The sequence below is a fragment of the Ruminococcus sp. 1001713B170207_170306_F1 genome, assembly GCF_015668065.1.
In the GTDB taxonomy this organism is placed as follows: domain Bacteria; phylum Bacillota; class Clostridia; order Lachnospirales; family Lachnospiraceae; genus Blautia_A; species Blautia_A faecis.
The window spans coordinates 97259-122333 of sequence record NZ_JADPEX010000008.1 but is presented as its reverse complement, the minus strand read 5'-3'; the positions used below and the strand labels follow the sequence as shown (position 1 = coordinate 122333).

Annotated in this window: 22 protein-coding genes and 3 pseudogenes; 6 read left to right on the top strand and 19 right to left on the bottom strand. The window is 44.0% G+C overall.

What is annotated here, in order from left to right; translation table 11 throughout:
- From I4V84_RS07290 to feoB, 8 genes are all read right to left on the bottom strand, one after another.
- The gene (locus tag I4V84_RS07290) at nt 1-993 is read right to left on the bottom strand and encodes a Stealth CR1 domain-containing protein (protein ID WP_195991493.1); all 993 of its coding nucleotides are present in this window, start codon (nt 991-993) and stop codon (nt 1-3) included.
- Nucleotides 994-1093: 100 nt separating this feature from the next.
- Nucleotides 1094-2194 carry a glycosyltransferase family 1 protein gene (locus tag I4V84_RS07285; RefSeq protein WP_195991492.1) on the bottom strand — a complete coding sequence of 367 codons (1101 nt, stop codon included), beginning with the start codon at nt 2192-2194 and terminating at the stop codon, nt 1094-1096.
- 70 nt (nt 2195-2264) lie between these two features.
- On the bottom strand, nt 2265-3005 hold the full coding sequence (locus I4V84_RS07280) for an ABC transporter ATP-binding protein (RefSeq protein WP_118579582.1): 741 nt from the start codon (nt 3003-3005) through the stop codon (nt 2265-2267).
- Nucleotides 3006-3092: 87 nt separating this feature from the next.
- Nucleotides 3093-3869 (bottom strand): ABC transporter permease, encoded by a 777-nt coding sequence (locus tag I4V84_RS07275; RefSeq protein ID WP_118579579.1) that lies wholly within the window; start codon nt 3867-3869, stop codon nt 3093-3095.
- A gap of 256 nt (nt 3870-4125) precedes the next feature.
- On the bottom strand, nt 4126-5640 hold the full coding sequence (gene larC / locus I4V84_RS07270) for a nickel pincer cofactor biosynthesis protein LarC (protein ID WP_195991491.1): 1515 nt from the start codon (nt 5638-5640) through the stop codon (nt 4126-4128).
- Between the two features lie 48 nt (nt 5641-5688).
- Nucleotides 5689-6435: a nickel pincer cofactor biosynthesis protein LarB gene (gene larB / locus I4V84_RS07265; RefSeq protein WP_173774229.1), complete on the bottom strand. Its 747-nt coding sequence runs from the start codon at nt 6433-6435 to the stop codon at nt 5689-5691.
- A gap of 281 nt (nt 6436-6716) precedes the next feature.
- The gene (locus tag I4V84_RS07260; RefSeq protein ID WP_195991490.1) at nt 6717-8804 is read right to left on the bottom strand and encodes an MMPL family transporter; all 2088 of its coding nucleotides are present in this window, start codon (nt 8802-8804) and stop codon (nt 6717-6719) included.
- Nucleotides 8805-8906: 102 nt separating this feature from the next.
- Complete coding sequence (gene feoB / locus I4V84_RS07255) at nt 8907-11252, bottom strand: ferrous iron transport protein B (protein ID WP_195991489.1); 2346 nt, start codon at nt 11250-11252, stop codon at nt 8907-8909.
- Nucleotides 11253-11797: 545 nt separating this feature from the next.
- Between feoB and I4V84_RS07250 the strand changes: the two genes are divergently transcribed.
- Complete coding sequence (locus I4V84_RS07250) at nt 11798-12382, top strand: manganese efflux pump MntP family protein (protein ID WP_195991488.1); 585 nt, start codon at nt 11798-11800, stop codon at nt 12380-12382.
- Nucleotides 12383-12527: 145 nt separating this feature from the next.
- Here the strand turns inward: I4V84_RS07250 and I4V84_RS07245 are convergent, their stop codons facing one another.
- The 4 genes and pseudogenes from I4V84_RS07245 to I4V84_RS20445 all read right to left on the bottom strand — a co-directional run bounded on the left by I4V84_RS07245 (nt 12528) and on the right by I4V84_RS20445 (nt 16375).
- A complete protein-coding gene (locus I4V84_RS07245) occupies nt 12528-13532 on the bottom strand; it encodes a calcium/sodium antiporter (protein ID WP_118579561.1) in 1005 nt (334 codons plus the stop codon).
- A 324-nt stretch (nt 13533-13856) separates the two neighbouring features.
- A complete protein-coding gene (locus tag I4V84_RS07240; RefSeq protein ID WP_148461875.1) occupies nt 13857-14228 on the bottom strand; it encodes a metalloregulator ArsR/SmtB family transcription factor in 372 nt (123 codons plus the stop codon).
- A 22-nt stretch (nt 14229-14250) separates the two neighbouring features.
- Nucleotides 14251-16119, bottom strand: coding sequence for a heavy metal translocating P-type ATPase (locus I4V84_RS07235; protein ID WP_195991487.1), 1869 nt, complete (start codon nt 16117-16119; stop codon nt 14251-14253).
- Nucleotides 16120-16186: 67 nt separating this feature from the next.
- Nucleotides 16187-16375 (bottom strand): annotated as a pseudogene (locus tag I4V84_RS20445) (DUF6783 domain-containing protein).
- Between I4V84_RS20445 and I4V84_RS20440 the strand changes: the two are divergent.
- Nucleotides 16325-16447: pseudogene (locus tag I4V84_RS20440) on the top strand (DUF6783 domain-containing protein); the annotation flags it as partial. The pseudogenes I4V84_RS20445 and I4V84_RS20440 overlap by 51 nt on opposite strands.
- Here I4V84_RS20440 and I4V84_RS07230 read toward each other — a convergent pair.
- A complete protein-coding gene (locus tag I4V84_RS07230; RefSeq protein WP_118579549.1) occupies nt 16442-16660 on the bottom strand; it encodes a cation transporter in 219 nt (72 codons plus the stop codon). The pseudogene I4V84_RS20440 and the gene I4V84_RS07230 sit on opposite strands and share 6 nt — an antisense overlap.
- Before the next feature lie 253 nt (nt 16661-16913).
- Between I4V84_RS07230 and I4V84_RS07225 the strand changes: the two genes are divergently transcribed.
- On the top strand, nt 16914-17390 hold the full coding sequence (locus I4V84_RS07225) for a small multi-drug export protein (protein ID WP_118579636.1): 477 nt from the start codon (nt 16914-16916) through the stop codon (nt 17388-17390).
- A gap of 77 nt (nt 17391-17467) precedes the next feature.
- Here I4V84_RS07225 and I4V84_RS20435 read toward each other — a convergent pair.
- Nucleotides 17468-17593 (bottom strand): annotated as a pseudogene (locus I4V84_RS20435) (DUF6783 domain-containing protein); the annotation flags it as partial.
- On the opposite strand from I4V84_RS20435, the gene I4V84_RS20430 reads away from it, so the two are divergent.
- Nucleotides 17552-17692 carry a DUF6783 domain-containing protein gene (locus tag I4V84_RS20430; RefSeq protein WP_308768423.1) on the top strand — a complete coding sequence of 47 codons (141 nt, stop codon included), beginning with the start codon at nt 17552-17554 and terminating at the stop codon, nt 17690-17692. The pseudogene I4V84_RS20435 and the gene I4V84_RS20430 sit on opposite strands and share 42 nt — an antisense overlap.
- Nucleotides 17693-17814: 122 nt before the next feature.
- Here I4V84_RS20430 and I4V84_RS07220 read toward each other — a convergent pair whose 3' ends face one another.
- Both I4V84_RS07220 and I4V84_RS07215 read right to left on the bottom strand, forming a co-directional pair.
- Entirely contained in the window at nt 17815-18186 is a 372-nt protein-coding gene (locus I4V84_RS07220) for a PAS domain-containing protein (protein ID WP_148461878.1), read from the bottom strand.
- A 32-nt stretch (nt 18187-18218) separates the two neighbouring features.
- Nucleotides 18219-18881, bottom strand: coding sequence for a Crp/Fnr family transcriptional regulator (locus I4V84_RS07215; RefSeq protein WP_173715932.1), 663 nt, complete (start codon nt 18879-18881; stop codon nt 18219-18221).
- A gap of 242 nt (nt 18882-19123) precedes the next feature.
- Here I4V84_RS07215 and hcp point away from each other — a divergent pair, with 242 nt between their 5' ends.
- On the top strand, nt 19124-20719 hold the full coding sequence (hcp, locus tag I4V84_RS07210; protein WP_243284048.1) for a hydroxylamine reductase: 1596 nt from the start codon (nt 19124-19126) through the stop codon (nt 20717-20719).
- A gap of 13 nt (nt 20720-20732) precedes the next feature.
- A complete protein-coding gene (locus tag I4V84_RS07205; RefSeq protein WP_195991486.1) occupies nt 20733-21344 on the top strand; it encodes a 4Fe-4S binding protein in 612 nt (203 codons plus the stop codon).
- A gap of 169 nt (nt 21345-21513) precedes the next feature.
- Here the strand turns inward: I4V84_RS07205 and I4V84_RS07200 are convergent, their stop codons facing one another.
- From I4V84_RS07200 to ptsP, 3 genes are all read right to left on the bottom strand, one after another.
- Nucleotides 21514-22311: an HAD family hydrolase gene (locus I4V84_RS07200; RefSeq protein ID WP_195991485.1), complete on the bottom strand. Its 798-nt coding sequence runs from the start codon at nt 22309-22311 to the stop codon at nt 21514-21516.
- A 356-nt stretch (nt 22312-22667) separates the two neighbouring features.
- On the bottom strand, nt 22668-23420 hold the full coding sequence (locus I4V84_RS07195) for a DeoR/GlpR family DNA-binding transcription regulator (RefSeq protein WP_118579534.1): 753 nt from the start codon (nt 23418-23420) through the stop codon (nt 22668-22670).
- Nucleotides 23414-25063 carry a phosphoenolpyruvate--protein phosphotransferase gene (ptsP, locus tag I4V84_RS07190; RefSeq protein WP_195991484.1) on the bottom strand — a complete coding sequence of 550 codons (1650 nt, stop codon included), beginning with the start codon at nt 25061-25063 and terminating at the stop codon, nt 23414-23416. The genes I4V84_RS07195 and ptsP overlap by 7 nt, the downstream gene beginning before the upstream one ends.
- Nucleotides 25064-25075 lie beyond the last annotated feature (12 nt).

Sequence of the window (25075 nt, the reverse complement as noted above, 5' to 3'; positions counted from 1 at the left end):
TTACATCTCAAAAGACGATTTCTCTGGAAAAATCACTTCAAAGCTTCTCTGAATTTCTTTCTTCTGCTTCTCAAAATCACCCACATTCACATCATCATTAAGGCAGATCATCTTACACGCCTGTCTGCGAATGGTATGGTGGATCTGCTGATCATGCTTTCCTATGGTATAAAATCTTCCAAGCTTCGGTGACTGGGGCATAAATTTCCCTTCCATGTACTGCCAGTATTTCATCACGTACTGGTTCACATCGAATACTGTACGGAAACGATTCTTACAAACCTCATCCAGAACAGCGCCTTCTTCGTCCCATACTTTCCAATAGGTTGCTTTCAAAAAAGGACTTGGAAGATGTGAATATTTAAAACTGGAAAATTCACGATAAGGCAGCATCAGCACATTGCGGAAGAGCATTGCTCCATAAGCCGGGCTAAACCATTTTTTTGCCTGCTTTTTGATCACTTCTTTTTTATTATAATGCATATTGACAAGAGCTGCATCATTCATAAGAATATTGGCAAAAGGGTTGCGGATATTGTCCTGCACAAGGGCGGTCTCAATACAGCAGTCACAGGGGAGTCCGTTTTTGAAAAAATCTTCCTGTTTCACGGAATCAATGAGAAACATATCATCATTAAAAAAGACGAAATGCTCTGACAATCCTTTTATTCGGTGAAGATTCAGTTCTATGGAATTAATATTAAAGGTAGGAAGATAAGCAGGCGCCATAAAATCCTCATGCTTTACAATCTGAATCTTCTCATGAGCTGTATTCAGCCACTTTGGAACATGTCCCCATGTAACAAAATATATTTTATTTACCCAGGGAGCAAATTTCTCCACACCGCGGAACCAGTACTGGAGATTGTCCCAATCGCGGTATCTGCTCTCCCCGGCGTCAGTTCCCCTGCCAGGCTGATATTCCCTGCGCTGTGCAAGCCAGTCAGGGTCACTGCCGTCCACCCAGGTGAGCACAAAATCTATTTTTTCCATTCCTATTCTCCTGCTCTTTAAATGGTTGCGGTCTAGAAATTGTGACGCACATCTTGCAGAAAGCCTTTTTCAAACACGCTCTAAAGCTTTCTCAGTCAGCTTATCTGCCATACAGAAGCATCAGCTTCTGCCCTTCCTTATGGATGTCAAATCCTGCTTCTGCCAGCCTTCTGGCCGCTTCTTCTCTTTCGATTCTCCCGGCTTCCTTCATCTTAAACACAGCTTTGGCCCATTTCTCCGGGCTTTCTGCCAGAGAAATCATCGTCACATTTTCCTGGGAGAGTACTGCTTCTCCTGTGATCTGGTCTGAAATCACACAGGGCAGGCCATTGGCCTGAGCTTCCAGAAGAGTAAAGGGAAGTCCCTCAAATAAAGAAGGAAACAGGAAAACATCCATGGCGCTTAAGTACCGCTCCACGTCCTGACATACTCCCGTAAATATGATTTTATCCAGGACACCCGCCTTCTTAGCCTGCTCCTGGATCTGTTCCTTTAATTCGCCGTCACCTATAAGGCAAAGCCTTGCAGCCGGCTCTTTTCGTTGGATTTCATGGAAAATACGAAGAATGGCCTCATGATTCTTCTGAATCTGAAACCTGCCTACATGCCCTACTACCAGGGCATCCCCAGAAATCCCCAGCTTTTCTCTGATTTTCCGCCTGTTTGACTCTGAAAAGCCATATTTATCTGTCTCAATTGCGTTTGCAACCAAAGTTACTTCACCCCGTTCAAAAGCCTTATCTCCGAACAACCATCTGCCTGCTTTTTCGGAACAGGCAAACTTCTCATTCACATAATGCTTCATTCTGGGACGATTCACGCCATCCATCAGCTTACGCACAATTCCCGGTGCTGAAGCGTTATGGGAATGTGCGATCACCTTTCTCACTCCTGCCTGCTTCGCCAGGCGAAGTGGTACGATATTGGCTGCTGAAAGCATATTCACATGCACGACATCGTACTTCTCCCGGGAAAGGAGCTTCCGAAAGGCCTTTATATAGCCAAAGTAATCTTTTTTTATATTGGGAACATAAAAAACCCGTCCACCAAGATCCAGGATTTCTTTCTCATAAGCAATCGTTCCATACATGGATACAAAATCAAAGGATACTCCCTGTCTGGCCAGTTCCCTGAAATAGTTCATTACAAATGCTTCCATACCGCCAGGATTATTTCCCAGCCCTACCTGCAGGATTTTCATTTTTCACCTTCTAAACGCTTTATCAGCTTGTCATATCTGGAAACTTCCCGGGTTAATTCCTTTTTCATGATCAGCCACCTATCATTTTACTGTATTGCTCAGAGATCGGATCAATGTCGCCGTATGCGATCAGCTTGCCTTTTTCCAGAATCATGGCCTTATTGCAAAGGCGCTGTACCTGTTCCAGAGAATGGGATACAAAAAGGACGGTAACACCTGAGTCAAACATACTCATGATCTTCTTTTCACTTTTTTTACGGAACTTGGCGTCACCTACGGAAAGGACCTCGTCCAGGATCAGGATCTTCGGTTCTACTACTGTGGCAATGGAAAAGCCAAGTCTGGATTTCATACCGGAGGAATAATTTTTCACCGGAACATCCATGAATTTCTGAAGTTCAGAGAATTCTACAATCTCATCATATTTGCTGTCAATAAATTTCTTGGTATATCCAAGCATGGCACCATACAGGTAAATATTCTCTTTTCCTGTATACTGCGGGTCAAAACCAGCGCCAAGTTCCAGAAGGGGAACCATTTTCCCATGTTTGTCCACATGACCCTCTGTAGGCTTGAATACACCGGAAATCACCTTCAGAAGAGTACTTTTTCCAGCTCCGTTAAGACCAAGGATACCTACACGGTCTCCCTTTTCCACGCTGAAGCTTACATTCTTCAAAGCCCAGAATTCATTGTACTGGATTTCTCTCTTAATGGTTTTAAATATATAATCTTTTAAGCTGTCAACCTTCTCACGGCTCAGGTTGAACTTCATACTTACGTTATCGACTTCAATGGCTGTCTTGCTCATATTTTCTCCTTAACATGTTCCTGTAAATGGTAGTTTAGAGCGTGTTTGAAAAATACTTTCTGCAGGGAATGATTTTTCAAACAGGTTCTAGATGTACAGAATAAAATTATCCTGTTTTTTCTTGAAGCATACAAGTCCGATGATGGTAATCACTACGCTGAATGCAGCTGCATAAATTACATATGGCGCATACATAGGCTCTCCGAATATTGCAGATCGGAAAATCTGAATGGTACAGTACAGCGGATTGAACTTCAGGATCCATGCCCAGCCACTCTTCAGCAGCTTGCTTGGATAATAGAAGATGGCACATGTATACATGATCAGCATCAGGGCAACAGACCAGAGGTACTCAATATCTCTGAAAAATACACCGATAGTTGCAAGGAACATTCCACTTCCGTAGGAAAGGATCAGAATGATGATCAGGGCAACCGGTGCCTGAAGCAGATAAATAGTCGGTTTCACACCCAGGATCACGCCTACAATGGCAAGCACAACCAGGGAGATCAGAAAAATAATATAATTATAAATTACAGTTGAAAGTGGATACAGATATTTCGGTACATACACTTTCTTGATCATTGCTGCATTGGATCGGATGGATTTCAGCGCAGCTTTGGTTGCAGAGGAATAAAAGCTGTACAGAAGACGTCCGGAAAGAATGTATACAGGGAATGTTTTGTCCGTGTTTCCATACAGGGTTCCGAAGACAATGGTCAGTACCACCATGGAAAGCAGTGGTTCTAGCATGGACCACAAAATACCAAGGTAGGAACGACGATATTTCAGCTTGATTCCTTTTTTGACCAATTCACTTAACAGGAACTGATACTGTCTGAGATTATCTAAATATTTCTTCATATTCACTCCATTATATTTTGAAAAATTTGGCTTTCTGTTTTATCCAAAGCATTCGTATATAAACTTCTCTTTGAAAAAAAGCCAAACTGTATTGTAACATACTCTTTCGCAGGTTGCAATATTGCGATTTGACCTGGAAGCGATCAATCAGTTACTGTATTTCTCGGGTTTTCTGTAAACTTTGTTCAAAAAAGCACCTCACGGAACGTTATCAGTGAACAGTAACATTACTGTTTACCGTGACCAATAGCATCAATCATTCCAGATTCTTACTTGCGTCTACTGCCATCTGGTAGGCTTCTGCATAAGAAATTCCAGTCTTTCTGCAGATTTTCGCCAGGCTTTCATACTCTGGATAGCATTTCTCTGCTCCTTCTGAACCGCATATTTTCACTTCCACCTCGCCGAAGGGAATCATTACTTTCCGTTTTCTCCGGGGCAAAATCGTGCGCTCCATCCTGGCCCTGCGGATACCAATACTGGTAGTTTCTGCAAAAATCAGCGCTTCCATTCCCGGAACATCTTCTTCCTTACAAATTACAGTAAGAAGCCATGCAGGACGGTTTTTCTTCATATATACAGGAGTATAATGCACATCCCTTGCACCGGCCTCAAAAAGCTTCTCCATGACAAAGCCAAGTACTTCACCGCTGCAGTCATCGATGTTTGTTTCCAGCTTGTAGATGTAATCTGCACAATCCGCGCTTTCCGTAACACCGGTCTGAATTTTGGCAGTTTCATTTGCCGCACTTTCATTTCCTGCCAGAATTCCCACCGCTTTTTCCGGTTTATGGGATTCTTCCGGGTGAATCAGCATTGCACGCAGGATTCCCGGGCACTCATACGTCCTCTTGCCAGCTCCGATACCTGTTTTCTCAATTGCAAAGGTCTCCGGTAATTTGCAGGAAGTACGTACTGCTGCCACAATTGCCGCACCTGTAGGAGTTACCAGTTCACCCTGTACCGGAGTGATCCGCAGATTCAGGCCACACTGCTGTACAATATGGGTTACCGCTGGAACCGGAACTGGTAAAATGCCATGCTGGCAGCGGACCGTACCCATTCCTTCACATAATACAGGTACAATGACCTCTGTAATTCCAAGATTGTCCAGGCAGACTGCCACGGACAAAATATCTACAATGGAATCCACAGCTCCAACTTCGTGGAAATGCACCTCCTCCACCGGAACATTGTGGGCTTTTGCTTCTGCCCTTGCCAGGATCTGAAAAATTTTAAGGGCAATACCTCTGGCACTGTCAGTCATCTTTGTGTCAGCAAGTATCTGACAGATTTCGTTCATACCGCGATGTTTGTGATGACGATGGGGCTCGTGAGTATGTGCTGCTATCTCATCTCCATGATCATGTCCATGTGCTGCCACATTCTTTGCAGCTGCCTCATGGCTATGCTCATACTGGTGATTATGTTCTTCTGCCATATGCGTATGACTGTGATTATGTTCTTCTGCCTCATGCGTATGACTGTGATTATGTTCTTCTGCCCCATGCGTATGACTATGATCATGTCCATGCAGATACTCCATATCATGGTCATGTCCGTCTATCTCTGCATCCAGGATTACATCGAAATCACAGGCATCAATCCCGGATTTCGTCACCCTGCTTACTTTTATCTCAAATCCCTGCACCGGAATACTTTCAAGTACATCCTCCAGCACCTTCTGATCTGCTCCCAGATCCAGCAGTGCTGCCACTGTCATATCACCACTGATTCCGGAATAACACTCCAGATATAATGATTTTCCCATAATTCTCCTCGTTACAAATTTATCAAATTGCTTTTCAATTTGTGTCTCTTACTTACCAAGCGCCAGCCGGTTCATCTGCGTTGCCAGATATCCGGCTCCATATCCATTGTCAATATTCACGGTGGCAATTCCATTAGCACAGGAATTGATCATGGTCAGAAGTGCTGATAATCCATGGAAATTCGCTCCATATCCCACAGACGTAGGCACCGCGATCACCGGTCGGCTTACAAGACCGCCCATAACACTGGCAAGAGCACCCTCCATGCCAGCCACAGCCACAACACAATTCGCGTCCTGAATGATCTCCAGCCTGGAAAACAGCCTGTGCATTCCACTTACACCAACATCATAAATCCGTTCCACGTGAGTTCCAAAATATTCTGCAGTCTGTGCTGCTTCCTCGGCCACCGGAATATCTGCAGTGCCTGCAGTACAGACAGCCACCTTTCCCTCATGAATCTTATCTGGTTTCTCTATTTTCAGGATTCTGGAAACAGGGTCATACTGAACTTCTGGAAACTTCTCCTTCACCAGCTCATACTGTGCCTGGGAAGCCCTTGTTCCAAGTACTTCTCCCTCTTCCATATATAAACGCTCAAATATTTTCAGCAAATGGGCATCTGCCTTATTGCTGCAGTAAATCACCTCTGCGAAACCAGTACGGGCTTTTCTCCCCGTATCCAGCTTGGCATAATCCATTTCCTTGTAACCATCCTGTCGAATCAGCTTCCCTGCTGCTTCCGGAGAAAGTCCTCCCATTTGCACCTGGGCAAGGATTTCTTCTAGTGTCATGTACAAATCACTCCATTTCCTAAAACGTATTTGAAAAAGGCATTCTGCAAAATGTACGTCACAATTTGCGGGAATCTTTTTTCAAACAGGCTCTAAAATGCAACACAATTATAACGTTTTCTTCTCTTTTATTCAACAAAAAAATCCTGCCTCATTTTGCTGAAGCAGGATTTCTATGCATCGCGAAGCGTGTTACTTGTCACGGAGCGAACCATAACGGATTTCTTCCAAAGCCGGCTGTTCTGAGCGTAATCAGCGCTCCCAGGACGTCTGATTATGTTTTATTTCGCTTTGGCTGCCTTTTTATCTCCAAGGAAACCAATAGATGTAACACAGATCAGTTTATCGAAGATCATAAACATAGCTGGTAAGATAAACAGTACAACTACCATACTGATGATCGCACCACGGGCAAGCAATGTACAGATAGAACCGATCATCTCAACCTGTGAATAACAGGAAACACCGAAGGTTGCTGCGAAGAAGCTGAGACCACTGCTGATAATGGACGGCATGCTGGTCTTATGGGCAATGCTGATGGCTTCCATCTTATTCTTACCGTGCTGTCTCTCTCTCTGATAACGGGTAGTCATCAGGATCGCATAGTCAACGGTTGCACCCAGCTGGATGGCACCAATAACAATACTTGCAACGAACGGAAGGCTGATTCCCTGATAGTACGGAATGGCCATATTGACAAAAATCGCAAACTCAATAACCGCAACCAGAATGATCGGAAGGGAAATTGATTTAAAGATAATCATAATGATCAGGAAAATGGCACCGATGGAGATTACATTTACACGAACCAGATCGGCATCTGTGGTATCCTGAAGATCTTTCATAAGCGGTGCCTCACCGATTACCATTGCAGTATTATCGTATTTCTTTACTATTTTATCAATTTCTGCAAGCTGGGCATTTACCTCATCTGTAGCAGAACCATATTCAGAGCATACAAATGCAAGCTCATATTGATCTCCTTTGAAAATCTTCTTCAGATCATCCGGGATCATAGACTCCGGAACGGTAGGTCCGATCAGGGAATTCATACCCAGACTCCACTTCACACCCTCAACCTTATCAATATCATTTAACATCTGCTGTTTCTGCTTGGAGTCCATATTCTTATCCATCATAATCATATGGATATTGCCTACTGCGAAAGTTTTCTCCAGCTCATCATTGGCAATGTTGCAATCCAAAGTGGATGGAAGGGATTCTGCAATATTATAGTAAATCTTTGTATGATTGTTTCCATAAATAGCCGGAAGCAGAAGCACCAGGAAAATCACAGTCCAAAGCTTATAATGCTTCGTAATAAATGCAGACGGTTTATCCATTCTGGCAAGAAGCAGCTTATGCTGTGTCTTCTCAATAGGCTTGTCAAAAAACAGAACCAGTGCCGGAAGAATGGTTACACAGCAGATAACACCAATAATAACGCCCTTTGCCATAACAATACCAAGGTCACGTCCAAGAGCAAAGGTCATAACACAAAGTGCAACGAAGCCGGCTACTGTGGTAACAGAGCTTCCAGCTACAGACTTAAAAGTATTTGCAATGGCATGCCCCATGGCACGGTCCTTTTCTCCAGGAAAACGCTTCTTATTTTCCTCATAGCTGTTCAGAAGGAAAATGGAATAATCCATGGTAACACCAAGCTGAAGTACCGCGGTAAGTGCCTGCGTAATATAAGAAGTCTCGCCTAAAATAACATTGCTTCCCAGGTTGTAAAGAATAGCAAGTCCGATGCTAAGCAGGAACAAAAACGGAACAACAAAGGATCCGCTTGTCAGCTCCAGAACGATCAGACTGAGTACTGCTGCGATCACAACGTAAATCGGCAGCTCCTGCATGGCAATGTTCTTAATATCTGTAACAACTCCTGTCATGCCACTGAGGAAGCACTGCTCGTTGGCAATCTTACGTAGTTCTGTGATAGCTTCCATGGAAGTATCTGAAGATGTGGTATTATCAAACAGAACCAGCATCATGGTTGCATCGCCATTTATAAATACCTTTCTGTACTTCTCAGGAATCATCTCTACCGGAAGAGTGATATCCGCCACATCATCATACCAAAGAACATCCTTTACATGCTCTACTTCACTGAATTTCTCTTCCAGCTTCTGGACATCCTTCATATCCATATTCTCCACAATTACCATGGAAAAGGCGCCCATACCAAACTCATCTACCAGAATATCCTGACCTTTTACTGTCTCAAGGGTATCCGGCAGGTAACTTAACAGATCATAATTGACTCTCGTCTCTGCGATTCCGATCACAGACGGGATTACCAGCAAAAGTCCGATCAAAAGCACCAGGACCTTATGCTTGGCTATCCATTTTCCTACTTTGACCATTGATGTCATCTCCTTAAATTCATTTCTTTCGTACTATAGTATAACCCAAAATGACCAATAGTCAATATTATTTTTAACAAAAATGAAAAATAGTCATTTTTCTCAAAATCCGATCAAAACGCCGACGATTTTTACCAAAAATGCCGCAATCCAGGCGATCACACACTGACCGATTACCACTCCTGCTGCCCACTTTCCGCCAAGCTCACGTTTTACAGAAGCGATTGCGGCTACACAAGGGGTATATAAAAGGCAGAAGGTAAGAAGGCACACTGCTGCCAGCGGAGAAAGCACCTCCACCAGTGCCGCTGTGCTTCCAAATAATATGGACAATGTGGAAACCACGCTCTCCTTTGCCATGAAACCTGTTACAAGAGCTGTGGAAAATCTCCAGTCTCCAAAGCCAAGAGGCTTAAATACCGGTGCAATAAATCCGGCAAGTACTGCAAGAATACTGTCTTTGGAATTTGTCACAATATTCAGATGCAGATCAAAGGTCTGTAAAAACCAGATCACAATGGTTGCCACAAAAATAACAGTAAAGGCTCTCTGAAGAAAATCCTTTGCTTTTTCCCAAAGAAGCTGGCCAACGTTTTTTGCACCTGGAAGACGATAATTAGGAAGCTCCATTACAAAGGGAACCGCTTCTCCCTTAAACATGGTTTTTCCAAAAATCAGTGCCATCAGGATTCCCATAATAATTCCGCCGAAATAAAGTGCTATCATTACCAGTGCACCGTATTTCGGGAAAAAGGCAGCTGTAAAGAAAGCATAAATAGGAAGCTTTGCCGAACAGCTCATAAAAGGAGTAAGGAGGATCGTCATCTTACGGTCACGCTCTGAGGGCAGGGTTCTGCTTGCCATAACGCCGGGAACTGTACAGCCAAAGCCTACAAGCATTGGGACAATGCTTCGTCCGGAAAGTCCAATCTTTCGAAGCAGCTTATCCATTACAAATGCCACTCTGGCCATGTAGCCACTGTCTTCCAGAAGTGACAGGAAGAAAAACAGGGTGACGATAATCGGCAGAAAGCTGAGCACACTTCCAACTCCATTGAAAATACCGTCAATTACAAGTGAATGAAGCACATTATTTACGTTCCATGCAGTCATTGCCTGATCCACCACTGCAGTCAGCCAGGTAATCCCCATATCCAGAAGATCTGAAAGTCCCTTTCCGATCACGCCAAAGGTCAGCCAGAAAACCAGAGCCATAATACCTGCGAAGCATGGAATGGCTGTATATTTGCCTGTAAGTATTTTATCCATCTTCTGACTGCGCAGATGCTCCTTGCTCTCATGAGGCTTAATCACGGTCTCCGCACAGACTTTTTCAATAAAATCAAAGCGCATATGGGCAATCGCTGCGGACCGGTCAAGCCCACGCTCCGTCTCCATCTGCTTTACAATATGCTCCAGGGTTTCTTTTTCATTCTGATCCAGTCCAAGTTTTTCCAGGATCAGTTCATCCCCTTCCGCAAGCTTACTGGCTGCAAAACGTACCGGGATATCTGCCTGCTGAGCATGATCCTCAATGAGATGCATAATTCCATGAAGACATCTGTGAACAGCACCGCCATCATCGTTTGCATCGCAGAAATCCAGACGCTTTGGTTTTTCCTGATATTTTGCCACATGGATCGCATGGGCTACCAGTTCATCGATTCCCTCATTTTTCGCTGCTGAAATAGGTACTACAGGAATTCCAAGCGCCTCTTCCATCTGGTTCACACGTACAGAACCGCCATTCTGCCTTACCTCGTCCATCATATTCAATGCCAGGACCATAGGAACATCCAGTTCCATCAGCTGCATGGTAAGATATAGATTTCTTTCAATATTGGTTGCATCCACAATATTGATAATTCCTTTTGGATGCTGTTCCAGAATAAAGCTTCTGGTTACGATTTCCTCGCTGGTATAGGGGGACATGGAATAAATTCCCGGCAGGTCTGTCACCAGAGTATTCTTTTTCCCACGGATAATACCATCCTTGCGGTCTACAGTAACTCCCGGAAAGTTGCCTACATGCTGACTGGAGCCGGTTAACTGATTAAACAGGGTTGTTTTACCGCAGTTCTGGTTTCCTGCCAGCGCAAAGGTAAGAAGCTCACTATCCGGAAGGGGATGTTCATCTGCTTTTTCATGATATTTACCGCCCTCGCCCAGACCTGGATGAGGAATCGCCCTGACACGGCTGCCTCGTTTCTGTTCTTTTTCATCCCTTACATTATCAATCTGAATCTGGGCAGCATCTGCAAGACGCAGGGTCAGCTCATAGCTATGTATCCTGACTTCAACAGGGTCACCCATAGGTGCATATTTTACCATGGTCACGTCCGCCATGGGAATGATTCCCATATCCAGGAAATGCTGCCGCAGGGCACCCTCTCCTCCTACTACTGTAACTGTGGCAGTTTTCCCGATGGGAAGGTCTTTTAATGTCATATGTACTTGTCCTCTTTTCCCATATGTAAGATTTTTGTTGCTGTTCAAAACTAAGCAGCAACCATTTTTGATAAAATTCGTCTGCTAATGATAAATTTTATCATTAATGTTACAGGAGTTAGTTTATTCTAATATCATCAGGATGTCAATATTATTGAGAAAAATTATTGACAATTTTATCATTATCTGATAAAGTTACGAAACAAGGTTTCCCTGTGAGGGAGTAGCAAGCGTGTCCACAGACGCGTGGCAAGTCAACATACCGACCGTATGAATCTGTTTGTATAGATTGCTGTTCACTGAATGAACAGCAGATTTCAGAGCAGTGTTTCGATCTGGCTTGCATTAAATTGCGAGACTCATGTATAACGTTATGCTATACATGGAGTCTGTCCTTTTATAAGAATGCAGATGACCCATATATAGCCTGTGGTTATATATTGGGTCTTTTTTCATGCTGTAAAAAGCTTCGCCGAGAGATCTGTTTCCACAGCAAATAAAAAAATGGAAACCAGTAATAAAATACATTACGGAGGAACGTAAAAATGAACTACAGTTTTGTGTTTTTTCTGAACAGCGCCCTGCTTGGAGTCGGACTTGCAATGGATGCTTTTTCTGTGTCCCTGGCAAACGGCCTTCACGAGCCTAAGATGCGCATGAAAAAAATGTGCGGCATTGCAGGCACATTCGGTGCTTTCCAGGCCATCATGCCAATGACCGGATGGTTATGTGTCCACACCATTGTAGAATACTTCAGGACATTTGAGAAATTTATTCCATGGATCGCGCTGATCCTTCTTGGCTATATTGGTGGCTCCATGCTGATCAATGGTATCCGGGGAACCGATGAGGGTGATGAAATTCCGGGAGTTGGTCCCAAAGCCCTTTTCGTTCAGGGCATTGCAACCTCCATTGACGCCCTGTCCGTAGGATTCACCATCTCAGAGTATGACTGGCTGATGGCTCTTGTCTGTTCCCTGATCATTGCCATAGTCACATTCTTTATCTGCATGACCGGACTTTCCCTTGGAAAACGCTTCGGAACCAGGCTTTCCAACAAGGCGGATATTCTCGGCGGCGTCATTCTTATTGCAATTGGTCTGGAAATTTTTATGAGCAATATGTTTTAATTTTTTCAGCATATTTATCACTATTTAATAGGTACTGTTCCGCAAGGTGTTTTACTATATAAGCGTTGATTTTTACCTGTTGTCCAATCAAAAAAAGCTTTCATCTCTCCCTTTACGGGATGGATGAAAGCTTTTTCTGCTTTTATTAGCGGGCAATAATATATGCGCAATAAACCAGATATACCACCACCATTATAATACCCTCTTTGCGCTCAATTTTTTTCCTGGTTCCTGCAAAGATCCAGACCATAACCGAAAATACCATAAGAAGCACTATATCGATTATGTTTTCCCGGATCAAAGCTACCGGACTGATAGCAGATGAGATTCCAAGAACCATCAGAATATTGAAAATATTGGATCCGACTGCATTTCCAACTGCCATATCAACTTCATTTTTTCTTGCTGCAACTACAGAGGTTACAAGCTCCGGAAGTGAAGTTCCGATAGACACAATGGTAAGCCCGACCAGAGTCTGGCTCATTCCAAGCTCTATTGCAATCCTGCTGGCTGTATCAACGGTAAGGTCACCGCCAAAAGCAATTGCAGCTGCACCCACGATCAGAAAGAGAATACTTTTGCCGTATGACAGCTCTTTCATATTGTCACATTCTTCAACGCCTTCTATTTCAACCTTCTGTCCTGCAGCACGGGCTTTCATTGCGCTTCGTACCATTGTGAAAATGTATCCGGCAAACACGATTAGGAAAATAACTCCATCTGCATGACCCAGCGTCATTCCCGCCTTATCTCCCAGTCCTGAAACTCCCAGTACAAGCAGAAATAGTGCACAGCCTAAAGACAAGGGAATATCTCTTACCACAGTTGCTTTCTGGACCATAATCGGCGTCAGAATTGAACAGACACCAATTACAAACATCAGATTAAAAATATTGGATCCTACTACATTGCTGACCGCAAGTTCATTATTCTGTACCAGAGAAGCAGTCACACTCACGGCTGTTTCTGGCAGTGAAGTTCCCATAGCCACAATCGTAAGACCAATGATGATGGGCGGAACCTTTAACTTCTTCGCAATGCTGGAACTTCCCTCCACAAAAAAGTCAGCCCCTTTTACCAGAAAGGCAAATCCCACTGCCAGCAGCAGGATAACAGCTGCAATTGGCAATCCATTAATAATATTTTGCATAATATTCTCCTTTTGTTATCCGCATATTTTACCTTTACGGATTCTCCAGAGTGTGTTTGAAAAAGTCTTTCTGCAAAATGGGTGTTACAAAACAGCATTTACTTCATAAGCCTGCTTCTTTGGAATTACATCTGCCCAAAATGTAAAAAGACTCATGTATGCCATAACATGCATACATGAGTCTCATTCTTTAAGATTTGCCAGGCCAGAATCAGATCCGATCAAAGCCGCGACTGTTGACAAACCACGTTTTCACGCAAACTACTCCCTCACAGAATCCATATGTGTAGTTAATATACCAAATTGCTGTTAAGAAGTCAACCTTTAATCTTCCTCTATATGCTCTCTTCCCTGGTCAATGATTGTCCGAACATGCTCATCTGCCAGAGAATAGAATATAGATTTTCCATCCCTGCGGCTTTTTACCAGTTTATTCTGTTTCAGGATACGAAGCTGGTGGGAAATAGCTGACTGAGTCATGTTCAATGCCTTTGCAAGGTCACACACGCACACCTCTGCTTCAAAAAGTACAAACAGGATCCGGATCCTGGTAGAATCTCCAAACACCTTGAACAGCTCTGCCAGATCGTACAACTCGTTTTCCTCCGGGATGGTCTCGTTTACAATTTGCAGAAGATTTTCATGAACCTCACAGCAATCACAAATTTCCACTTCTTTATCTATGTCTTTTTTCATTCTGAATACCTCGATATCATCATCAAAGATTTTTCACAAACAAAGTACGGATTGCATTGAGCACTGCCAGTACCATAACTCCTACATCTGCAAAAATGGCTATCCACATGTTTGCAATGCCGAGGGCACCAAGTACCAGGCAGATCAGTTTCACGCCAATTGCAAAATAAATATTTTCATATACAATTCGCATACACTTCTTGGCAATGCGAATGGCTTTCCCAATCTTCAACGGGTCATCGTCCATCAGGACAACGTCAGCCGCCTCGATTGCAGCATCAGAACCAAGAGCACCCATTGCAATACCAATATCCGCTCTTGAAAGAACCGGTGCATCATTGATTCCATCTCCAACGAAGGCAAGCTTCTCTTTTTCAGACTTGTTTGAAAGAAGCTCTTCCACCTTGGAAACCTTATCCGCCGGAAGAAGCTCGCTGTGAACCTCTCCGATTCCAAGGTCAGCTGCTACAGACTCTGCCACTTTTTTTCCGTCACCAGTGAGCATAACCGTTCTTGTAATGCCTGCTTTTTTCAGGTTCTCAATTGCCTCTTTGGCATGAGGTTTGATAATGTCAGAAATCAGGATATGACCTGCATATTTTCCATCCACAGCCATATGGACAACCGTTCCTACATGATGGCACTCTTTGTACGCAATACCAAGACGGTTCATCAGCTTCGCGTTGCCGGCAGCTACAGACACACCGTCCACCTTTGCAATAACACCGTTTCCACCGATTTCCTCAATGTCTGTGACACGGCTGCGGTCAATTGGCTTGCCATATGCTTTCTGAAGGCTCTTGCTGATGGGGTGTGAGGAAGAGCACTCTGCATATGCTGCATATTCCAGAAGCTTTGCATCCTCCATCTCATTATGGTGGATTCCGTTGACCTCGAATACGCCCTTTGTCATAGTACCTGTTTTATCAAAAACAACAATCTTCGTCTGAGAAAGTGTCTCCAGATAGTTGGAGCCCTTTACCAGAACGCCCTGATTGCTGGCACCACCGATTCCAGCAAAGAAACTGAGGGGAATGCTGATCACCAGTGCACATGGACAGCTGATTACAAGGAACGTCAGGGCACGGTAGATCCAGTCTCCCCATTCCGGAGAAAGTCCCATAAACAGCATTCTGCAAAGAGGCGGAATAACTGCAAGTACCAGAGCACTGTAGCAGACTGCCGGGGTATAATATCTTGCAAATTTTGAAATAAAGTTTTCAGATCTGGATTTCTTGGAGCTGGAGTTCTCAACAAGGTCCAGGATCTTGGAAACCGTAGATTCACCAAATTCCTTCGTGGTGCGGATTTTCAATACACCTGTCATGTTAATGCAGCCGCTGATGATCTCATCTCCCACTTTCGCATCTCGCGGAAGGCTTTCTCCTGTCAATGCGCTTGTATTTAATGTGGAATTTCCGTCTTCAATCGTTCCGTCAATTGGAATCTTCTCTCCTGGCTGAACCACAATGATAGTTCCAACCTCTACCTCGTCCGGGTCTACCTTTTCCAGCTTGCCGTCCTGCTCGATATTTGCATAATCCGGACGGATATCCATCAGCTCGCTGATATTTCTTCTGCTCTTTCCAACGGCATAACTCTGGAAAAGTTCTCCGATCTGGTAGAACAGCATAACCGCAGTGCCTTCCTGATAATCGCCGAGAGCAATGGCACCAATTGTGGCAACTGCCATCAGAAAATTTTCATCAAATACCTGACGGTTCCTAATTCCCTTAAACGCTTTTTTCAGAATATCATAACCGATCACCAGATACGGGACCATGTAAAGTGCCATTCGAAGATAGCCATCTACCGGAAGAAAGCGCAGCAAAACCAAAAGGACAAAAGCAATAATAATTCTGGTCAATACTTTTTTCTGCTTCTTGTTCATATTCTTTCACATGCCTTGAGGGCACGGCCTCCATTATAATGATGTCGCTGGCACGCGACATATTCGCTTAATTCATTTGCGTGACTGAACAGAGTACATCCTGTCCGGTTATTGTCTTACTGTTCACTCTGTGCCTAGAGCCTGTTTGAAAAATCATTCCCGCAATCTGCAAGCCCCACTTTGCTGTATATTTTGCCCGAATTCAGTTGCCGTAGCCCGCTACGGCGCCTTCATCCGGACAAAATCTCCCACAAATTGTAACGCACATCTTGCAGAAAGCCTTTTTCAAACACGCTCTAGTAACTGCTTTTCCTCATTGTTTTTATAAGAAGATCTCGCAGTCGTCTTCTACTTTCTTACAGTTCTTCAGGACTTCCTGCATAACAGCCTTCGGTTCCTGTCCATCTTCAAACTCAACGATCATTTTCAGAGTCATGAAGTTTACAGTCGCATCCTTAACACCAGCAGTGTTCTTAGCAGCTTCCTCCATCTTGTTTGCACAGTTTGCGCAGTCAACATCGATCTTGTAAGTTTTTTTCATGGTAGTGGTCTCCTTTAGAAAATGTTCTCTTTTTCATATGAACAATTATTCATATGTTTGTTTTTATTATAGCATTTAAATAACTTCTGTCAATAGGTTTGGCATAAAATCTTTCTTTTTCTATGATTTAGCATAAATGCTTTCTTTTTCCTGTATTAATATAGTAATTTCTTTTTTTGCGCTGTTCAATTCATTTTTTTTCGTGTATAATAAGTCAGATATTATTGGATTGAAATTAGAGGAGATTTTAAACATGAAAAGTTATCTAATCGTTTTTCTTATTTCTATGGTACCGCTGATCGAGCTGCGAGGCGCGATTCCGTATGCTGTAGGTTTCGGAATTCCGCTGGTTCCGGCGTATATTATCGCCATTATCGGAAACATGCTTCCAGTACCGTTCATCTACTTCTTCGCCCGCAAGGTTCTGGAGTGGGGCAAGGATAAACCGGTGATCGGGCGCTTCTTTACCTTCTGTCTTGAAAAAGGAGAAAAAGGAGGAAAGGCCCTTCAGGCAAAGGCCGGCCGCGGATTATTCGTAGCACTTCTGCTCTTCGTAGGAATTCCTCTTCCCGGCACAGGTGCCTGGACCGGAACCCTGGCTGCCAGCCTTCTGGACATGGACTTTAAGTCCAGTGTTCTGGCTGTAATGCTTGGTGTCATTCTGGCTGGTCTTATTATGGGCGCTGCAAGTGCAGGACTTTTTGGGGCATTATTTGCAGTATTCAGCTGACAGGATTACAAGAAAAAGTATATGAAGTTTATCTGATTACGAATAAACTCATATACTTTTTTATGCCTTAAAAGAAACTAAAACAAGCCTCTGTCGTTTTCGCTCGTCTTAGAGCCTGTTTGAAAAATCATTCCTGCAATCTGCACGCCCCACTTTGCGGTATATTTCACCCGAATTCGGTTGTCGTAGCCCGCTACGACGCCCTCATCCGGGCAAAATCTCCCACAAATTGTGACGCACATCTTGCAGAAAGCCTTTTTCAAACACGCTCTAGTTTCTTTTCCCACTCATTTTTTAATTAATGTTTTTGTTCCTGTTCACAGAAAACCCGAAAATTGCGGCGCAAAATCATGCGAATGCATGATTTCTGTACATCACGAAGCGTGCTGCCGGTTAGATCATAGACAGCAACATGTTTTTAGCTTCAGAAATTGTAATACGGTTCCTCATCCCGTGCCCGGTACTCATGCTTCTCATAATAGCCGATCAAAGCTCCATCCTCATCACGCAGGGCCACCATATATACGTCCTTCGCCTGTTTCTCATTATAAAAAGTATGGATCCGGTTATGCTCCTTATCTTCTTCAAACCAGGCAACCACTTTTTCAATTATTTCCTTAGACTTCGGATTGTGACAATTCATAAGACTTTTTCCAAGCAGTGCCTCACCACCCCATTTATGATAACTCTCCACAGCCTTCGGATTCATGTAGATAATTTCATGCTTCAGGTTGCAGATAACAACGGATGCAACATCCTGATCGATAATACTTTTAAAATATGGTGTCAGATTCATTTTAAATTTTCCCTCCTGCTATGAAGCCTTTTTCAAACACGCTCCAGATAATGGATCTGGTTTCTGTTTACTTCAATAATCCCTTCTTTTCGCATTTTGCCAAGCTCATTGGAAAGCGCACTTCTGTCTACTCCAAGATAATCAGCCAGTTCCTGCCGGTTAAAGGGGATCATAAACTGGCTGCTGCCCTGCTGCACCATCTCCTGGGAAAAATAGGAAAGCAGCCTCCCCCGGATGGATTTCGGTGCCGTATGAAGGCTTCTTCTGGAAAGTTCCAGGTTCTTCTTCGCCATGACCATCAGCATGTTACGGATCAGTTTCTCATGGCAGGGACAGGTATCCGGACAGGTGTGAAAAATCTTTCCCACCTCCAGAAAAAGGATCTGGCAATCCTCTGCAGCCGTCACCCCTATGAGCAGCTTTTCCCCTGGAATGCAGGCATATGTCTCTCCGAAAACCTGGCCTGGCGCAATCCGGTTCAGAATACTCTTGTTTCCCATCATGTCAATGCTCTCAATATGAACACTGCCGTTAAGCACAAGTCCCATCATCTTCACCTGGTCTCCCACCTGCCAGATCGTGCTGCCCTTGGCAAAGCTTTGCGGAGTGGCTTTCAGACAGGAAAGCATGTGCTTTGTTTCTTCTGGACTTGTTCCCTGAAAGAGAAAAGTCCTGGAAAGAAATTCATAATTCATTTTTCTCCTTTTGTTGTTATAACAACATACTTGTTGGTTGGATTATATTATAGTATGCGTACAAAGTCAAGGACGGTGGCAGAAATAAATTATCCATCTCTGACTTTCTCATGCGAAGCGAAAAGAATTTCCTGTTACTTTTCCTTTTGCAATTACAAAACATTCAGAACCCAATCAACTTATTTTTACGAAATACTTATACCTTATAGAACAATATGATCAAATTCAGGAGGAAACTATTTATGGAACAGAACATGTTTTGTTTTCAGTGTGAACAAACTGCCGGATGTACCGGCTGTACAGGTGCCAAAGGAGTCTGTGGAAAAACCGCTGATACAGCCAGACTTCAGGATGAACTTACCGGAGCTCTCATCGGACTTGCCCATGCAGCAGATGAGAATACACCACTTGCAGAAACCACATGGAAACTGATGGTGGAAGGTCTGTTTGCTACCCTTACCAACGTAAGCTTCGATGACAAAGCCATCGCAGAAATCACAGACCGCATCCACCAGGAAAAAGCCCGGCTTCGCCCAGACTGTGGCGGCTGCGCTTCCCCTTGCGGACATAACGACGACTACGATATGAAGCTTCTCTGGAACGCCCAGGAAGACATCCGCTCCCTGAAATCCCTGATTCTCTTTGGAATCCGCGGAATGGCGGCTTATGCCTACCATGCAATGACACTTGGATATACTGACACAGAAGTAAACGAATTTTTCGCAAAAGCACTTTTTGCACTGGGCGAGGACTGGGATATGGACCTGCTTCTTCCTATTGTAATGGAAACAGGTAAATACAATCTTTCCTGCATGGAGCTTCTTGACCGCGCTAACACTGCCACTTACGGCACACCAGCTCCTGTTACAGTACCTCTTACTGTGGAAAAAGGCCCATTCATCGTCATTACCGGTCACGACCTGCATGACCTGAAACTTCTTCTGGAACAAACAGAAGGAAAAGGCATTAATATTTACACCCACGGTGAAATGCTTCCCTGTCATGCTTATCCGGAACTGAAAAAGTACAGTCACCTGAAAGGAAACTTCGGTACTGCATGGCAGAACCAGCAAAAAGAATTTGCAGAGCTCCCAGCTCCTGTTCTTTTTACCACAAACTGCCTGATGCCGCCGAAACCAAGCTACATGGACCGGGTATTTACTACAGGAACTGTCACTTTCCCTGGAACTGTTCACATTAATGAAGAAAAAGATTTCACACCAGTTATCCAGCGTGCCCTGGAGCTTGGCGGATATCAGGAAGACCAGCATTTTACCGGAATCAACGGCGGAACTTCCGTTACAACCGGCTTCTCCCATGGAACCATTCTTGGCGTTGCAGATCAGGTAATTGATGCTGTAAAAGCAGGTGCTATCCGTCACTTTTTCCTGGTAGCAGGCTGCGACGGCGCAAGAAGCGGACGCAATTACTATACCGATTTTGTAAAGCAGTCTCCTTCTGATTCCGTAATTCTTACACTTGCATGTGGAAAATACAGATTTAACGATCTGGACCTTGGAACCATCGGTGGGCTTCCAAGACTGATGGATATGGGACAGTGCAACGATGCTTACGGCGCGATCAAGGTTGCGGGCGCTCTTGCAGAAGCATTTGGATGTGGGGTAAATGAGCTTCCTCTTTCCATGGTGCTCTCCTGGTATGAGCAGAAAGCAGTTTCCATTCTGCTTACCTTGCTTCACCTTGGAATCAAAAACATCCGTCTTGGCCCGACCCTTCCGGCATTTTTATCACAGAATGTGCTGAATTATCTGGTAGAAAACTTTGGGATCGCTGCGATTACTACGCCAGAGGAAGACTTGAAAACGTTGTTGGGATAAGGAGGATACTCTCATGATCAGAAAAATCATTCATATAGATGAAGAAAAATGTAACGGCTGCGGGCTCTGTGCCCGCGCTTGCCACGAAAGTGCAATTGGAATTATAGATGGTAAAGCAAAACTGCTTCGTGAAGATTACTGCGACGGTCTGGGCGACTGCCTCCCTGCCTGTCCAACAAATGCCATTTCTTTTGTAGAAAAGGAGGCAGCTGCTTACGACGAAACCGCAGTTCTGGAAAATAAGAAAAAGCTGGAAGCACACTCCCAGCTTCAACAGTGGCCGGTACAGATTAAGTTAGTTCCTATCAATGCTCCATATTTTGACGATGCTGACCTTCTTATTGCTGCAGACTGCACAGCCTATGCTTACGCTAACTTCCATCAGGATTTTATCAAAGGTAAGATTACTCTTATCGGCTGTCCGAAACTGGACTCTGTAGATTACAGCGAAAAGCTCACCGAAATCATCCGTCAGAACAATATCAAGAGTGTTACCATCGTGCGTATGGAAGTTCCATGCTGCGGCGGAATCCAGAATGCAGCCATAAATGCCATGAAAGCCAGCGGAAAATTTCTTCCATGGCAGGTGTACACCATCTCCACAGATGGAAGGATTCTTGCCTGATTTTGCCCCACAAAAATCCGGACTGCTCCACACAGCCCGGATTTTTTATCCCTGTAATCCCTTTGATTGATGAATCATATCTTCCACTACAATATCAAAGATTTCTCCAATGGAATTACAAAATTGAATGTACTCCCATTTCTTTATTCTTCTTTATTCTTCTTTTCTCTTATAACTCCAAAATCATCTTTAACACATTCAGTACGCTGTCCGGACCTGGTTTCTCCAGTACGTATCTGGCGGCCTGCTTGGCTTCCTCACGGGCTGTGGTAACCGCATAGCTCTTTCCAGCTTCCAGAAGCATGCTCACATCATTGCAGTTATCTCCGAAAGCAACAACCTCTTCTCTCTTCGTAATTCCAAGACGGTTACAAAGTTTCTGAAGAGCATTTCCTTTTCCGGAATGTACATCCACGAAATCCACCCAGTAATCACCGGAAGCCATGATCTGAATCTTATCTCCAAAACGCAGCTTCGCTTCCTCTGCTCCTACAGCTGCATCCACTTCTTCATTGTACATGGCAACTTTTGTCATAGTTTCTGGAGCATTCAGTACATCGTCCACTTCATTTACATGAAGCTTGTACCCTTCCCGAAGTTTCTTCACAAAAGCCTGGTCTGCCCGCTCCACGTATGCCTGGGCACTGCCTGCTGTCATGAAAGAAGCTCCCTCCTGGGCTCTCACATACTCCACAACCTCTTTGAGTATATCTGCAGGAATTGCCATTTTCTCAATAATTTCTCCCTGATAGGAAATGATTCCACCATTTCCTGCAATAAAATAAATATCATCTTTTACAGGTGCAAACACTCTTTCAATACTGTCATATTCTCTGCCGCTGACAGCCGCAAATACAATTCCCTTAGCCTTCAGCTTTCGGATAATGTCATAAATTTCCGGATTAATATCCATGGTGCCTTCTTTCAGAAGTGTACCATCCAGATCTGATGCGATCAGTTTTATCATAGCTCTACCTCATGTATTCTGCTAGTACATAACAGGGGATTCCAACATATTTTCTATTCCATAAAAATCCACAGAACTCCCAACCTTTATCTGTCAGAAATCCTGTGGACTATTATACTATGAAAGGAACACTTTATCTAGAGTATATTAAAAAAATCATTCCTGCAATTCCAAAGACAGTGTTACTGTTCACTCCGTTCACAGTAACACGCTTCGCGATGCACAGAAAGACGAACCTTCTTGTGACAAGCACAAGAAGTAGCGTTTGCTGCGCAAACTTAATTCTCGGGTTTTCCGTGAACTTTGTTCACAAAAAACACCTCGCGGAACGTTACCAGTGAACAGTAACAAGACAGTTACTGTTCCTTCTGTACTTCTATAATATTAGCACAATCTTCATAGCCAGACGGAATCCTGTCTGTAATTATCGTAGATCTGTAAAAATCTGCAAAGGTCACAGAACTGATATTGTCAAACTTGGAACTATCGCAGAGCACATAGCACTCCCTGCACTGCTCCATGGCAGCAGCTTTAACTGCCGCTTCATTGGCATCCGGGGTAGTACAGCCACTCTTTCTGGTAAGTCCATTGGTTCCAAAAAAGCCTTTGGTAAAATGATAACCACGAATCGTATTCATAGCCTGATTACCAATTACTGCTTCTGTAGTGCTCTTCAGCTCTCCACCTACAAGAAGAACCTTAAAGCCTCTTCCTGCCAGTGTCTGGGCATGTACCACTGCATTGGTAACAAATACTGCCCTTGTAACCTTAAGAAACTTCAGGATATCCCCAGTAGTAGTACCTGCATCAATATAGACAAAATCCTCATCCTGGATAAGACCTGCTGCATATTTTGCGATCCGGTCCTTCTCCTCCAGCTTCAGTCCCATTTTCTCGGCAACTGAATATTCATATGCAGTTACCCGCTCCTTCAGTTCCACGGCACCACCGAAAACTTTCTCCAGCTTGCCTTCCTTATCCAGTGCAGTGATATCTCTTCTCACTGTTGACTCTGATGTATCTAAAAGATCCTTCACTTCTGTGACAGTAATACTTCCTTTCTCTCTCAGAAGCTCCAAAATGATCTCATGTCGCTGCTGTGTTAACATTCTTTTCCCGCCTTATAATCTGTAACATTGGTTTCCAGAATGATCTTACGCAGTGGAAGAATACTTCCCGGTGAAACAGAAAGCTCGTCCACTCCCATTGCCAGAAACTCTTTTGTAAGTGACTGGTCAGCACCAAGTTCTCCACAGATTCCAGCCCAGATACCAGCCTTATGAGCATTCTCCATAACCAGGGAAATCATGCGCAACACTGCCGGATGATGAGGATCAAAAAACAGGTCAAGCTGAGGATTCTGACGATCGATTGCCATAGTATACTGGCTGAGATCGTTGGTTCCGATGCTGAAGAAATCAACCTCTTTCGCAAGATCATCACTGATGATTGCTGCTGCCGGAGTCTCAATCATAATTCCCTGTTCCGGATTACCAAACTCTACGCCCTGAGAGGTAAGCTCCGCTTTCACTTCCTCTACGATTTCCTTGATCTTACGCACTTCCTGTACGCTGGTGATCATAGGATACATAATTGCGATCTTGCCAAATGCACTGGCACGGAATAAAGCACGAAGCTGTGTCTTGAAAATCCCCGGTCTTGTCAGACAGATACGGATTGCCCTGCATCCCAGTGCTGGATTCTCTTCATGCTCCATGTGGAAATAATCGCATTGCTTGTCTGCACCAATGTCCAATGTACGGATGATCACTCTCTTGCCTGCCATAGTCTGTGCAACCTGTCTGTAAATCTGGAACTGTTCTTCCTCTGTTGGGAAATCTTCTTTCTCCAGATAAATAAACTCACTTCTGAAAAGACCGATTCCACCGGCATCATTCTGAATGACTGTTGCCAGATCCTTGATGTTGCCAATATTAGCGTACAGCATTACTTTCTGTCCGTCAAGTGTAACGTTCTCTTTTCCTTTAAGGGTCAAAAGAAGCTGCTTTCTGGAAAGATCTTCTTCCTGGCGCTTCTTCATCTCTGCCAGAGTCTCCTCATCCGGATCTACATAAAATGTACCGTCTGCCCCGTCTACAATTCCAAGTCTGCCATCCATCTCACTCTCAAGAGACACGGAAGTATTTACAAGTGCAGGAATCGCCATGGTCCTTGCAAGAATCGCTGTATGGGAATTCAAGGAGCCTTTCACTGTAACAAAAGAGAGAACTTTATCCTTATCCAGCTGTACAGTCTCTGATGGCGCCAGATCCTCTGCCACAATGATCTTCGGCTCGTCTGCATCTACAGCCCCTGTCTCTTCTCCATTTAAAATGGTGAGAAGCCGCTCAGAAATATCACGAACATCAGCTGCACGCTCTCTCATATAATCGTCGTCCATTGCCGAAAACATCTGCGCATAATTGTCACCTGTAGTTGCCACTGCATACTCTGCATTTACGCCCTGGCTGCGAATGATATTCTCTACAGATTCATTATATCCATCGTCCTCCATCATCATCTGATGAACTTCGAAGATTGCTGCATTGGCTTCCCCGACTTCTCTCAAGGCCTTATCGTAAAGTCCCTGAAGCTGTTTAATCCCTTCTGCTTTAGCTTTCTCATAGCGCGCCATCTCCTGTTCCGGATCATCAATCTTCACACGCTTAACCTGCTGCTCTTTTTTCTGATATACGCTGATCTTACCGATGGCAATACCACCGAAAACACTTTTTCCATTATATATCTGCATTTTTTCTCTCCC